Origin of the sequence: Extibacter muris, assembly GCF_004345005.1 — a bacterium.
Classification (GTDB): domain Bacteria; phylum Bacillota; class Clostridia; order Lachnospirales; family Lachnospiraceae; genus Extibacter; species Extibacter muris.
The window spans coordinates 349158-363123 of the sequence record NZ_SMMX01000002.1; the positions used below are offsets into that span (position 1 = coordinate 349158).

Sequence of the window (13966 nt, forward strand, 5' to 3'; positions counted from 1 at the left end):
TCGTATCGGATGGATGAAAGAAATAGGATGAAAGAAATAAAAGGTTATGCCTTTTAAAAAACGAGACTTTGGTGTATAGTAGTAAAGTAGCGTCAGTTTACAAGAGCACACACGGTTGTAAGCTGACGTTAGGTTTAGCAGATTGGAGAACGATATATGGCTGGAAAAATCGTATTGATAGACGGACACAGTATATTGAACAGGGCTTTTTACGGGCTTCCCGACCTGACCAATTCGGAAGGCCTTCACACGAATGCCGTCTATGGATTTCTGAATATTATGTTTAAGATATTGGATGAGGAGGCACCGGAGTATCTGACCGTTGCCTTTGATGTACATGCCCCGACCTTCCGCCATGAGATGTACGCGGAATACAAAGGGACAAGAAAACCGATGGCAGAAGAGCTCAGGCAGCAGGTGCCTGTCATAAAAGACGTACTCAGAGCCATGGGCATCAATATTATCGAAAAGGCGGGGCTGGAGGCTGACGACCTTCTCGGGACGATATCAAAGCAGTGTGGGGAGCAGGGGATGGAAGTCGCTGTCATCAGCGGGGACAGGGACCTTCTGCAGCTCGCGACGGAACATGTGAAGATCCGTATCCCTAAGACGAAGCAGGGAAGAACGGAGATAGAAGATTATTATGCCGAGGATGTGAAGGAGCGATATCAGGTGACGCCGGCGGAGTTTATCGACCTGAAAGCCTTGATGGGCGATTCTTCCGATAATATTCCGGGCGTTCCAAGCATCGGTGAAAAGACCGCCACCAAAATCATTAGCGAATACCACTCCATTGAAAATGCATATGAACATGTGGATGAGCTGAAGCCGCCCCGGGCTGCCAAAGCGCTCAAAGAGCACTGGGATATGGCGGTCATGAGCAGGAAGCTGGCGGAGATAGATGTGGATGCGGATGTAGATTTCAGGCTGGATGAGGCAGAGCTCGGGAATGTATTTACAGAAGAAGCTTATGGATGGTTCCAACGGCTGCAGTTTAAGAACCTGCTCGGCAAATTTGATGTGAAAGCACCGTCAAATTCTGTGGAGGACAGTTTCAAAGAGGTTACGGAACTGGCAGAAGCCAGTAAGATACTGGCAGAGGCGAAGCATGCAGCGCTTGCAGGAGCCGCGGTGTTCATAGACACGAAGGACACCCTTCCGCTTTTTGCCGGCCAGGCAGGCGCGGGAGGAATCGGCCTCTGCTATGGCGAAGACAAGGTATGCTGCATCAGGGCCGGCGGCGGCATCACGATGGAATATCTGCTTGCTGAGCTAGAAGAAGTGTCCGGAAGCGTGAAGACGTTCTCTATGTTCGATATCAAAGAAGCGATGAAATATGTCTCGATTGCAGACCCATTGGCATGTTTTGACGTAACGATAGCGGCGTATCTTCTGAATCCGCTGAAGAACGACTATACGTATGAGGACGTCGCGAGGGAACAGCTCGGGCTGATACTGGAAGAGAAGGTGGAGGATCATGTAAAGGTCTGCTATGAGGCATACACGGCTTACGCCGCGGTAGAGCCGCTCCGCCGGAAGATGGAAGAAGAGCAGATGGGACATCTGTTCACCGATATAGAGATGCCCCTTGTATTCACGTTGTACGATATGGAACGCAGCGGTGTCAGGATTGAAGCGGAAGCGCTCAAATTTTATGGAGAACAGCTTGGAGCCAAGATTGAAGAGCTGGAAAAAGAGATATACGAGGCGGCCGGAGAGGAATTCAATATCAATTCACCGAAGCAGCTTGGAGTTATCCTGTTTGACAAGATGGGGCTGAAAGGCGGCAAAAAGACAAAGACCGGCTATTCGACCGCAGCGGATGTGCTTGACAAGCTGGCGCCGGATTATCCTGTCGTGGCTCAGATATTGGAATACCGCCAGCTTACGAAGCTCAAGTCCACTTATGCAGACGGGCTTGCGAATTATATCAGCGAGGATGGGAGGATCCACGGCAAGTTCAATCAGACGATCACGGCGACCGGAAGGATCAGCAGCACGGAGCCGAACCTGCAGAACATTCCGATCCGGATGGAGCTTGGCAGGCTGATCCGCAAAGTGTTTATCCCAGAGGACGGATACGTGTTTATCGACGCGGACTATTCCCAGATAGAACTGCGTGTCCTGGCGCACTGCTCCGGCGATGAACAGCTCATCAATGCATACAAGGAGCAGAAAGATATTCACCGGATTACCGCGTCCCAGGTATTCCATGTACCGTTCGAGGAGGTGTCAGACCTTCAGAGAAGGAACGCGAAAGCGGTCAATTTCGGCATCGTATACGGCATCAGCTCGTTTGGGCTGAGCCAGGATCTGAGCATCACGAGAAAAGAAGCGGCAACATACATTGACGATTACTTTAAGACGTATCCGGGCATCAAGATATTCCTGGACGATACGGTCGCGCACGCCAAAGAGATGGGATACGTCGTGACCCTGTTCGGGAGAAGGCGTCCTGTGCCGGAACTGTCTTCCAGCAATTTCATGCAGCGGTCGTTCGGCGAGCGGGTGGCCATGAACGCGCCCATCCAGGGTACCGCGGCAGACATCATGAAGATCGCGATGATAGGCGTGAACAGGCGCCTGAAGGAGAGCCACATGAAGTCGAGGCTCGTCCTGCAGGTACACGACGAGCTGCTCATTGAAGCGTTCAGGCCGGAGCTTGAGGACGTGAAGGCGATACTCCGGGAAGAGATGGAGAATGCGGCGTCTCTGGAGGTTCCGTTGGAAATAGATATGCATACAGGAGATAACTGGTACGAAGCAAAATAGCAGAGGGATAACATATGAAGATCATAGGCATCACAGGCGGTGTGGGAGCAGGAAAGACACAGATACTGGAATACTTGAATGACAGGTACGGTGCTACCGTATGCCAGGCCGACGAGGTGGCAAGGAAGCTCCAGAAGAAGGGGACGGACTGCCACAGGGCAATTGCTGAACACTTCGGCGGTGAGATACTGGACAGCAAAGGAGAGCTGAACAGAGAGAAGCTGGCGCAGATCATTTTTACGGATGAAAAAGAACGTGCCGCTCTCAATGAAATTGTCCATCCCGCGGTAAAAGAAGAGGTACGTAAGATAATAAAAAAGGAAGAGAGAAGGCATACGAGCCTTTTCATCCTGGAGGCGGCCCTCCTCATAGACGACCATTATGAGCAGATCTGCGATGAGATATGGTATGTCTATGTGGAGGATGCCATCAGGAAAAAGCGGTTGATCTATGCAAGAGGATATGACGCAGAGAAGGTGGATGATATTATCGCATCGCAGCTCCCCAAGGAGGTATTCCTCAGGAACTGCGACAGGGTTATCGATAACAGCGGTATTTTTGAGGAGACGAAGATACAGCTGGACGAGATGGTCCGAAATCTGTGGTAAGCCGGACATCTGATGTCCAGACATATATAAATGACAGGAGTGTATACATACATGAGACTATGCAGCATAGCTAGCGGGAGCAGCGGGAACTGTATCTATGTGGGGGATGACGATACGCATCTGCTCGTAGATACCGGAATCAGTAAAAAAAGGATAGATGCGGGTTTACATACGCTTGGAATCAAGGGGGACGAGATCAAAGGCATCCTCATCACCCATGAGCATATCGACCATATACAAGGGCTTGGCGTATTCAGCAGAAAATACGAAGTGCCTATCTATGCCACGGCCGGGACGATAGAAGGGATCCGGTGCACGAACAGCATCGGCAGGATGCCCGAAGGGCTGCTGCATGAGATAGATATAGACGAATCATTTTCGCTCGGCAGCCTGGACATACAGCCATTTGCCATCTCGCACGATGCACGGCAGCCGTCCGGCTACCGTATTGAAGATGGCGATAAGGCGGTGGCTGTCGCTACCGATCTCGGCAAATATGACGCATACACGGTAGAGCATCTGAAAGAGCTTGACGCAGTGCTTCTTGAGGCAAACCATGACATCCACATGCTGGAAGTAGGCCCTTACCCTTATCCGCTGAAACGCAGGGTGATGGGAGAAAAGGGACACCTATCCAATGAATTGTCAGGGAGGCTTCTTTGTGATATATTACATGACAATCTCAAATATGTAATGCTTGGCCATCTGAGCAAGGAAAACAATTATGAAGAACTTGCCTATGAGACGGTCAAGCTGGAAGTCAGCCTCGGGGACAATCCTTATAAAGGAGAAGATATCCCGGTGATGGTAGCCAAGAGGGATACAGTATCAGAAATCATAACAGTATAGGAAGACAGGAGGAAGACCATGAAGAAATGTATCATTACAGTAGTTGGAAAAGACACCGTGGGCATCATAGCCAGAGTATGCACTTACCTTGCAGGGACGAACATCAATGTGCTGGACATCTCCCAGACGATCGTGAACGGATATTTTAACATGATGGCTGTCGTTGACGTGACAAATGCTACAAAAGAGATTGCAGCCGTCTCGAAAGAGCTGGAAGAAGTAGGGCTTGGAATCGGAGTGACGATCCACTGTCAGAGAGAAGAGATATTTGAAAAGATGCATCGTTTATAAGCAAAGGCAGAAAGGACAGGAAGACAGCCCATGATCAACATATATGAAGTCAACGAGACGAACCAGATGATAGAACAGGAGAATTTGGACGTAAGGACGATTACGCTTGGCATCAGCCTTATGGATTGTATCGACTCCGACCTGGAGGCGCTCAACGGAAAAATCTACAGGAAGATTATATCTACGGCAGAACACCTCGTCTCTACCGGGGAGCAGATCGAGAGGGAATATGGGATACCAATCGTAAATAAGAGAATATCGGTCACGCCTGCGGCGCTGGTCGGCAGCGCAGCGTGCAAGACGGAAGAAGACTTTGTCACGCTGGCCCGTACGCTGGACAATGCTGCAAAAGAAGTCGGAGTCAACTTTATAGGCGGGTATTCCGCGCTTGTATCCAAAGCGATGACAAAGAGCGATGAAGCTCTAATCCGTTCCATTCCTCAGGCACTGGCATGTACGGAACGGGTATGCAGCTCTGTGAATGTCGGCTCTACGAGGACGGGAATCAATATGGATGCGGTCCGCCTGTGCGGAGAGATGGTCAAGGAGACGGCGGAGGCCACGAAGGAGCACGACTCCCTCGGCTGTGCCAAACTCGTCATATTCTGCAACGCACCGGATGACAATCCGTTTATGGCAGGGGCATTTCTCGGGGTCACAGAAGGTGACGCGGTTATCAATGTAGGAGTCAGCGGACCCGGTGTTGTGAAACATGCCATCGAGCAGGTACGGGGCAGAGGATTTGAAGAGCTGTGCGAGACGATCAAGAAGACGGCATTCAAGGTGACACGGGTGGGCCAGCTTGTCGCAGGAGAGGCTTCCAGGCGGATGGGCATACCGTTCGGCATCGTAGATCTGTCACTGGCGCCGACACCGTCCGTAGGTGACAGCGTGGCGGAGATTCTAGAAGAAATTGGGCTGGAGCGGACAGGGGCTCCAGGTACGACGGCAGCGCTTGCCATGCTGAATGACCAGGTTAAAAAGGGCGGTGTCATGGCATCTTCTTATGTGGGTGGCTTAAGTGGTGCTTTTATACCGGTGAGCGAAGACCAGGGGATGATTGACGCGGTAAATGCAGGAGCGCTCACGCTGGAGAAGCTGGAAGCGATGACCTGCGTCTGTTCCGTGGGCCTCGACATGATAGCAGTCCCCGGTAAGACGAAGGCGTCCACCATCTCCGGAATCATCGCGGATGAGATGGCTATCGGCATGGTCAACCAGAAGACGACAGCAGTGCGTCTCATACCGGTTATCGGCAAGGATGTAGGAGATACGGCGGAATTTGGAGGCCTGCTCGGATATGCCCCGATTATGCCGGTCAATGAATTTGACTGCAGCAGGTTCGTGAATCGAAAAGGAAGGATTCCGGCACCGATACACAGTTTTAAAAATTAGAGAGGTAAATAAATGGGAAAAGTAGCAGTTGTGACAGACAGCAACAGTGGAATCACACAGGAAGAAGGAAAGAGGCGCGGCATCCGTATACTGCCGATGCCATTTTATATCAGCGGCGAGATGTTCTATGAAGACATAACGCTCAGCCAGGAAGAGTTCTATCAGAAGCTTGGAGAAGATGCGGAGATATCCACTTCACAGCCGTCTCCGGCAGATGTGATGGAACTGTGGGAGGAACTGCTGTCCGAGTACGATGAAATCATCCATATCCCTATGTCCAGCGGGCTGAGCAGTTCCTGTGAGACGGCGAAGATGCTCTCCAAAGAATTTGACGGCAAGGTGCACGTAGTCGATAACCAGAGGGTATCTGTCACACAGCGCCAGTCTGCGCTGGACGCGATGGAGATGGTACGCCGTGGCATGACGGCATCTGAGATAGAGGATGTGCTCATGAGGGAACGGCTGGAAGCGAGCATCTATATCACGGTGGATACGCTGAAATACCTAAGGAAAGGCGGGCGCATAACCCCGGCTGCCGCAGCGCTCGGCACGGTACTGAACCTGAAGCCGGTCCTTCAGATCCAGGGGGAGAAGCTGGACGCATATGCGAAAGTACGCGGAATAAAAGCGGCGAAGCGTACGATGCTGAACGCCATGGAGAAGGATATAGAAGAGCGGTTCAAAGGCAGGAAGGTCAATCTGGAAGCTGCCTATACGTGTCAGGAAGAAGAGGCGCGTGCGTGGAAGGAAGAGATCGAGGCGAAGTTCCCGGGGTATGACGTCCATATGGACAAGCTGTCCTTAAGCGTGGCCTGCCATATCGGACCGGGTGCGCTTGCGGTCGCCTGCAGCAGAGTGGTGGAAGGATAGGATTTTAGCACGCTTTATAAGATGACGATGGACTGCTCATATTCATTGACAAAGGGCAGCTTGAACTTGTTCGTTATGATTGCCTCATACAGGTTGGATGCAAAGATGTCCTGCATCAGCATCCGGCTGCCGGTATCGCTCAGGGAATCCGCCTGTGACAGCTTTGTTACCAGGGGGACCCCGGAATGGGCTTTCATATGGGTGAGAACATTGGCCGCGTCTTTGCGGAATCCGAGGATGTGCGCGTAATGGCAGTACCCGTCTTCCCTGCAGGAGAGCATATCATATTTCGTGATGCCGAGCAGAATGTGGAACAGGCTCCTGCTTATCCGGGTGTAAGTCATATCCCGCGTCTTCAGAAGGTCGCAGAACTGGTCAAAGGTGATGAAATCATTGGCATGGTTCATGATGCGGTTTGCCAGGTCTGCGGTGATGTCTACGTATTTGACAAGCGTGTCTTTCGTCTCTGTCAGCAGCTTATACTTCAACAGGAGGGAGAAGTCGTTGGAATATATCGGATACCTCGTACGGTGGGTCTCCTCCAGGAGCCTTATGCAGGAAGGAGGGACCTGGCCTTCGAGCCGTGTCAGCACCTCTGACATGACCGGCTCGTCAAACATGCCTTCATCCTCAAGGTGGATGGAGCTGCTCGCATAGGCAAGGAGCTTCCGGATGGCCGACGCGGAGCTGTAGCTCTCCGAGAGGGATTCGTCGTGGTACCCGGATACCATGCGCTTGATCGTATATGTCTTGATCGGGCTCTTCTTCAGGTACAGTGCCTTGATATATTCTATGCCGAGAATGTTGTTCGGCTGTTCCAGCACGGCATCAAGGGAATTGTCCCTGAGGTAAGCTTTCAGCGCCAGCTGGCGTGCACGCGGAAAGGAAAGACCTTTGCGCAGCCCTTCCTGGAGCGAGAACTTATATTCTTCCGGTTCATCTGCGACTACATGTGCAATCTGTTCCAGCTTGGCGTAATCGCCGCATTCGCTTCCAAAGCAGATGGAATCGACGCAGCCAAGCTGTTCAAACAGAGATACGGCACCTGCCGCAAAGTATTCTGCGCTGCCCGTGGCAAAGCAGACCGGGAGCTCCATCACGACCGGCACGCCTGCTTCCAGCGCCACTTCGGCGCGCAGATGCTTTGGCATGATGGCAGGCGCTCCTCTCTGTACATAATTTCCGCTCATGACGACGACCGCGGCGTCCGCCCCTGTAATCTCTTTTGCCTTCTCTATATGGTATAAATGCCCGTTATGAAACGGGTTGTATTCCGTAATCAGACCTACTATTTTCATAAGAATCTCCTTGTATATCCTTTTGAAATTGATTATACTATAAAAAGACCGGGTTCGCAAAACGAATTACGTGTTTTAGGGGAGAAAGCCTTGGGAGAGGAGGGATACGATGAGCGAGGAATACAGCCGCCTAGATGCAGATATCGGCGAAGAGGCAGAAGAGCCGTGCGATGCACCGAAAGAAGCAGAAGATTATTTGGAAGAGCGGGAGGAGCTGACAGAAGAACGTATTCTGGAAATGCTTGAGAACCGCCAGTATAAAGAGCTCAAGGAAGAGCTTGAGAATAATATGTACCCGATCGATCTGGCAGATATCCTGGAGGACTTTGAGCAGAAGCAGCTTGTGATGGTATTCCGCCTTCTGGCGAAGGAAGAGGCGGCGGAGACATTTACCTACATGAACAGCGATATGAGAGAGCTGCTTATCAACGCGCTGACCGATTCCGAGCTGGAAGAAGTCATGGAAGAGATGTACCTGGATGATACGGTCGACGTGCTTGAAGAGATGCCTGCCAATGTGGTGGACCGCCTTCTCATGGCGACGGACGAGGAGACGAGGCAGCAGATCAACGCCCTGCTCCAGTATCCGGAGGACAGTGCCGGAAGCGTGATGAACGTGGATTACATCGCGCTCAGGAAAGAGATGACGGTGGCAGAGTCCATACGGAAGATCAGACAGGTTGGCCTGAACAAAGAGACGATATATACTTGCTATGTGACGGAGAAGCGCAGGCTGATCGGCGTTGTGGATGTAAAAGAGCTGCTCACGACGAGCGAGTCGAAGACCGTGGAAGAAATCATGGATACGAATATGCTCTATGCCCACACGACGGATGACCAGGAGGAAGTGGCCCGCACGATAACGAAGTACGGGCTGATAGCACTTCCTATCGTGGACCATGAGATGTGCATGGTCGGTATCGTCACGGTTGATGATGCCATGTATGTACTGCAGGAAGAGACGACGGAAGATATCAGCATCATGGCCGGTGTAAGCCCCAATGAAGAATCCTACTTCGGGACGAGCGTCATCAGCCATGTGAAGAACAGGCTGCCGTGGCTGATGTTCCTTATGCTTTCCGCAACGATCACGCAGATAATCATGAACCACTATGAATCTGCACTGGCAGTCATGCCCCAGCTGGCAGGCTTCATTCCGATGCTGATGGGGACAGGCGGCAACTGCGGCTCCCAGAGTTCTACACTCGTGATACGCGGTCTGGCTGTGGGAGAGATTGAATTCGGAGATATCGTAAAAGTCATTTTCAAGGAGATAAGGGTGGCGCTTCTCATCAGTGTCATACTGTCCACTGTGAATGGAATACGTATACTTGTCATGGGACAGGGGGATGTGATGATTGCGGTAACGATCGGCCTGACGATGGCATGCACCATCATACTGGCGAAGATCGTAGGATGTACGCTTCCTCTGATTGCCAAGAAAATAGGGCTGGACCCCGCGATAATGGCTACGCCGCTCATTTCCACGCTCGTGGATATCAGCACGGTGACGGTATACTTTGCAATTGTCAGCCTTGTATTTGCCATATGACAGGGACAGTTTCAATATTATTGGTCATATTTACCAAGATGATAAATAAATAACGCTTATTGTATTGAAAAATAGACATAAGATTACAGGAAGAGACCTTGTTTACAAGGTCTCTTTGTATTATAATAGAAATACTGAGAATAAATGGAAAGGAGTCTATCAATCATGGGATTTATAGATGAAATCAAGGCAAAAGCCAAGACAAGCATGAAAACGATCGTGCTTCCTGAGACAGAAGATATCAGAACATATGAAGCGGCGGAAGCTGTGTTAAAAGAAGGCACGGCAAATGTGGTACTTGTGGGAAGCAAGGAAGAGATCGAAAAAAACAGAGGTTCTTTCGATGTCAGCAAAGCGACGGTCGTAGACCCGGCCACGAGCGATAAGACGGATGGCTATATCGCTAAGCTGGTAGAACTGAGGCAGAAGAAAGGGATGACGCAAGAGCAGGCAAGAGAGCTGCTTCTTTCAAATTACCTGTACTATGGGGTCATGATGGTGAAGATGAAAGACGCAGACGGGATGGTGTCAGGTGCATGCCACTCTACGGCAGATACGCTTAGGCCATGCCTTCAGATACTAAAGACGAAACCAGGTACAAAGCTTGTATCAGCATTTTTCGTCATGGTCGTTCCGGACTGCGATATGGGAGCGGATGGAACGTTCGTATTTGCAGATGCAGGGCTTGAGCAGAATCCGGATCCGGAGAAGCTGGCGGCTATCGCGCTGTCCTCAGCGGAATCGTTCAGACTCCTGACAGGGGAAGAGCCAGTGGTGGCGCTTCTGTCACACTCCACGAAAGGAAGCGCAAAGCATGCCGATGTGGACAAGGTAGTGGAAGCAACCCGCATCGCAAAGGAACATGCGCCAGAGGGTCTTATGATAGACGGAGAATTCCAGCTTGACGCTGCCATCGTACCGGAAATCGGGGCATCAAAAGCGCCGGGAAGCCCGGTCGCCGGGAAGGCCAACGTACTCGTGTTCCCAGATCTGGATGCAGGAAATATCGGTTATAAGCTTGTCCAGAGACTCGCCAAAGCAGAAGCTTACGGTCCGCTGACACAGGGTATCGCCGCACCGGTCAACGATCTGTCCCGCGGCTGCAGCGCAAAGGATATTGAAGGGGTAGTGGCAATCACGGCTGTTCAGTGCATGGCGGAAAACTAGAACGCTAAAAAAGAATAAAAGAGAGGTAATTTCAAATGAATGTATTAGTAATCAACTGCGGGAGTTCATCTTTAAAGTTCCAGCTGATCAACTCCGACACAGAGCAGGTGCTGGCAAAAGGCCTCTGCGAAAGAATCGGGATTGACGGCAGCCTTACCTATCAGCCGGAAGGCGGGGAAAAGGTCAAGTCAGACAAGCCTATGCCGACGCATACGGAAGCGATCCAGTATGTCATCGATGCCCTGACAGATGCCCAGGCAGGTGTCGTAAAGAGCCTGGATGAGATTGGTGCGGTAGGGCACCGTGTCGTACATGGCGGCGAGAAGTTTGCAAGTTCTGTCGTGATAACGGACGAAGTGCTCCAGGCGATCGAGGAATGTAACGACCTGGCGCCGCTTCACAATCCTGCCAACCTGATCGGTATCAACGCATGTGAGATACTGATGCCGGGAACCCCGATGGTGGCGGTATTTGATACTGCGTTCCACCAGACGATGCCGGAAGAGGCTTATATGTACGGCCTTCCATATGAGTATTATGAAAAATACAAAGTAAGACGCTATGGTTTCCATGGGACAAGCCACAGCTTCGTATCCAAGCGGGCGGCTGAAATCGAGGGCAGGCCATATGAAGAGCTGCGCACCATCGTATGCCACCTCGGCAACGGCGCCAGCATCTGTGCCGTCAAGAACGGAAAATCCGTAGATACCTCCATGGGGCTTACCCCTCTGGAAGGACTCGTGATGGGAACGCGGTCAGGCGACATCGACCCGGCTATCATGGAGTTTATTGCGAAAAAGGAAGGGCTCGACATTGCCGGGCTGATGAATATGCTGAATAAGAAGTCCGGCGTGCTCGGCCTTTCTAATAATCTGTCCAGCGACTTCCGCGATCTGGATACGGGGGCAAAAGAAGGAAATAAGCAGGCGGCTGTCGCACTCAAGGTATTTGCCTACAGAGTCGCTAAATATGTCGGTGCTTATGCAGCGGCCATGAATGGCGTGGATGTTATCGCATTTACGGCCGGGGTGGGAGAGAACTCCGGGCCGGTACGTGCCGATGTGCTGGGCTACCTCGGATATCTTGGCATCGAGGTCGACGAAGAAGCCAACAATACACGCGGGGAAGAGATTACGATCTCCACTCCGGATTCCAAGGTTAAGGTAATGGTGATACCGACGAACGAGGAGCTTGCGATTTCGCGTGAAACGGTTGCGCTTGTATAGCAAGCCGCACGGTGGCACAATATCTATACGAAAAGACGAATTATAGGTTGACAAACCTCTTTTGCACGGATATAATAGTCTAGGTATGAATAGGGGTGACTATATGTTGATTGACCTATCCGAAGTATTGTCTGAACCGCATAAGCCGCTTGACGTGACAGCAGCATGCACCATGCGTACGTTCCAGGGAGATGCAGGCACGTATCCGGTCATGCCGGAGACGGATGCCCATATAGCTGCAGAGTACAAAGGAGGCGGAAAGCTTCTGATTAGCGGTACATGCAGGCTTAAGGTGCTTATTCCGTGCGACCGATGCCTCACAGAGGTGCCGGAGGAATTTGACCTGGAATTTACGAAGCATATCAAGGTGTCTGAATCAGAAGACGACAGCGGACAGGCAGAAGATTATGACGAAGCGAATTATATTGACGGATATCATCTTGACGTAGACAAATTACTCTATAATGAGATATTAATAGGATGGCCGATGAAAGTCCTATGCTGTGAGGACTGTAAAGGAATGTGCAGCGTATGTGGTCAGAACCTAAATGAGGGAACCTGTGACTGTGAAGATCCAGGTCTTGACCCTAGAATGTCAGTTATCCGCGATGTGTTTAAGAATTTTAAGGAGGTGTAACCTATGTCAATCTGTCCAAAGAATAAATCTTCTAAAGCAAGAAGAGACAAAAGAAGAGCTAACTGGAAGATGAGCGCTCCAAACTTGGTAAAGTGCAGCAAGTGCGGCGAATTAATGATGCCTCACAGAGTCTGCAAGGCTTGTGGCTCTTACAACAAAAAAGAAATCATAGCTCAGGACTAATCGCTGGAAAATCCAGTAAAATCAAGGCTTTCGCGACTTCGTGAAAGCCTTTTTTATAGATTATGGCAAAATGCAACATTTTTTACAAATTTATCTTGAAATATATAAAAACAAATGTTTTGGCTGGCTATCTCCCATGAGGAAGCCTGGAACAGGAGAAGATAAGGCATGAAGATGAATGATAGAATTGAAATGATAATAAAAGAAGTACAGGAGAAAGGCCGGGTCCGAGTTTCAGATCTGAGTGAACGTTTGGGGTGCTCAGAAGTAACGATTCGGAATGATATTCGCAGACTTGATGCACAAGGAGTCATCAAGAAAACTCACGGTGGGGCAGAGAAGAAAGACCAGGGGTTACATGTACAATTTGTTCCGGGCGAGTACTATCTGCATGCAGAGTATAAGAAAAAAATTGCTGAGAGAGCGTATGAATTTATCGGTAACGGAGATTCTATCATGATTGATGATTCCACAACCTGCTGTTATTTAGCTCAATGTATCAAAGATCATACAGAGAAAGAACTGACAGTTGTAACAAATTCGCTGTATGTTGCTGCGGAACTGTCATCGGCTAAGCATATCCAGGTGCATATACTGGGAGGTGCAATTCTGTCGAATCCGGCTTCCGCGATGGGAAACATAACAGCCGAAGGTGCGATGCAATATCATGTGAATAAGCTATTTACCGGAATTAATGGAATTGATTTGAAAGTAGGGCTGACGTCTACGGATTCTATGCATGCAGAAGTAAAGCGGATTATGATTGGCAGAGCCAATGAGACCTATGTATTAGCGGATCATACTAAATTTGGAAGTGGTAATTTATTTACAGTATGTACAATGAAAGATATCAAATGTATTATTACAGACTCGGAGATATCAAGAGAAACAATTAGTTTATCAAAAAAATTACAGATAGCAATGGAGATAGTTGCTTAGAATAACAGGAAGAGAGAACTGAAAAAGAGTAAAGCATTTTTGCTTTATTCTTTTTAGTACCATATAAGTGTAAGAGATAAAGCATATCATTCGTGCTTTACCCTCTACACTTATTTTTTTATGATAAGGGAGTAATTGGTCTGGCGAGGCTCTTTTTGGATTAACCACATCCGTCACAA

Annotated in this window: 13 protein-coding genes; 12 read left to right on the plus strand and 1 reads right to left on the minus strand. The window is 49.9% G+C overall.

The window, feature by feature from the left end:
- Positions 1 to 156: 156 nt before the first annotated feature.
- Genes polA through E1963_RS03505 form a run of 6 tightly spaced genes read left to right on the plus strand, consistent with a single transcriptional unit; the run spans position 157 to position 6785 of the window.
- On the plus strand, positions 157 to 2772 hold the full coding sequence (polA, locus tag E1963_RS03480; RefSeq protein WP_132275284.1) for a DNA polymerase I: 2616 nt from the start codon (positions 157 to 159) through the stop codon (positions 2770 to 2772).
- A 14-nt stretch (positions 2773 to 2786) separates the two neighbouring features.
- Positions 2787 to 3380, plus strand: coding sequence for a dephospho-CoA kinase (gene coaE / locus E1963_RS03485; protein WP_132275286.1), 594 nt, complete (start codon positions 2787 to 2789; stop codon positions 3378 to 3380).
- Between the two features lie 51 nt (positions 3381 to 3431).
- Positions 3432 to 4229, plus strand: a complete 798-nt coding sequence (locus tag E1963_RS03490) for an MBL fold metallo-hydrolase (RefSeq protein WP_132275289.1) — start codon at positions 3432 to 3434, stop codon at positions 4227 to 4229.
- Between the two features lie 18 nt (positions 4230 to 4247).
- Complete coding sequence (locus E1963_RS03495) at positions 4248 to 4520, plus strand: ACT domain-containing protein (protein WP_066575922.1); 273 nt, start codon at positions 4248 to 4250, stop codon at positions 4518 to 4520.
- A gap of 30 nt (positions 4521 to 4550) precedes the next feature.
- A complete protein-coding gene (locus tag E1963_RS03500; protein WP_132275292.1) occupies positions 4551 to 5915 on the plus strand; it encodes a PFL family protein in 1365 nt (454 codons plus the stop codon).
- Between the two features lie 12 nt (positions 5916 to 5927).
- On the plus strand, positions 5928 to 6785 hold the full coding sequence (locus E1963_RS03505) for a DegV family protein (protein WP_132275294.1): 858 nt from the start codon (positions 5928 to 5930) through the stop codon (positions 6783 to 6785).
- A gap of 14 nt (positions 6786 to 6799) precedes the next feature.
- Here E1963_RS03505 and E1963_RS03510 read toward each other — a convergent pair whose 3' ends face one another.
- Complete coding sequence (locus E1963_RS03510; RefSeq protein WP_132275297.1) at positions 6800 to 8083, minus strand: nucleotidyltransferase; 1284 nt, start codon at positions 8081 to 8083, stop codon at positions 6800 to 6802.
- A gap of 214 nt (positions 8084 to 8297) precedes the next feature.
- On the opposite strand from E1963_RS03510, the gene mgtE reads away from it, so the two are divergent.
- From mgtE to E1963_RS03540, 6 genes are all read left to right on the plus strand, one after another.
- Positions 8298 to 9635 (plus strand): magnesium transporter, encoded by a 1338-nt coding sequence (gene mgtE, locus E1963_RS03515; RefSeq protein ID WP_167482100.1) that lies wholly within the window; start codon positions 8298 to 8300, stop codon positions 9633 to 9635.
- Positions 9636 to 9800: 165 nt separating this feature from the next.
- Positions 9801 to 10802, plus strand: coding sequence for a phosphate acetyltransferase (gene pta, locus E1963_RS03520; protein ID WP_132275300.1), 1002 nt, complete (start codon positions 9801 to 9803; stop codon positions 10800 to 10802).
- Between the two features lie 35 nt (positions 10803 to 10837).
- Entirely contained in the window at positions 10838 to 12028 is a 1191-nt protein-coding gene (locus tag E1963_RS03525; protein ID WP_132275303.1) for an acetate kinase, read from the plus strand.
- A 103-nt stretch (positions 12029 to 12131) separates the two neighbouring features.
- Positions 12132 to 12665 carry a YceD family protein gene (locus tag E1963_RS03530; RefSeq protein ID WP_132275306.1) on the plus strand — a complete coding sequence of 178 codons (534 nt, stop codon included), beginning with the start codon at positions 12132 to 12134 and terminating at the stop codon, positions 12663 to 12665.
- Between the two features lie 3 nt (positions 12666 to 12668).
- Positions 12669 to 12848: a 50S ribosomal protein L32 gene (rpmF, locus tag E1963_RS03535; RefSeq protein WP_005332600.1), complete on the plus strand. Its 180-nt coding sequence runs from the start codon at positions 12669 to 12671 to the stop codon at positions 12846 to 12848.
- Positions 12849 to 13016: 168 nt separating this feature from the next.
- The gene (locus tag E1963_RS03540; RefSeq protein ID WP_132275309.1) at positions 13017 to 13787 is read left to right on the plus strand and encodes a DeoR/GlpR family DNA-binding transcription regulator; all 771 of its coding nucleotides are present in this window, start codon (positions 13017 to 13019) and stop codon (positions 13785 to 13787) included.
- Positions 13788 to 13966 lie beyond the last annotated feature (179 nt).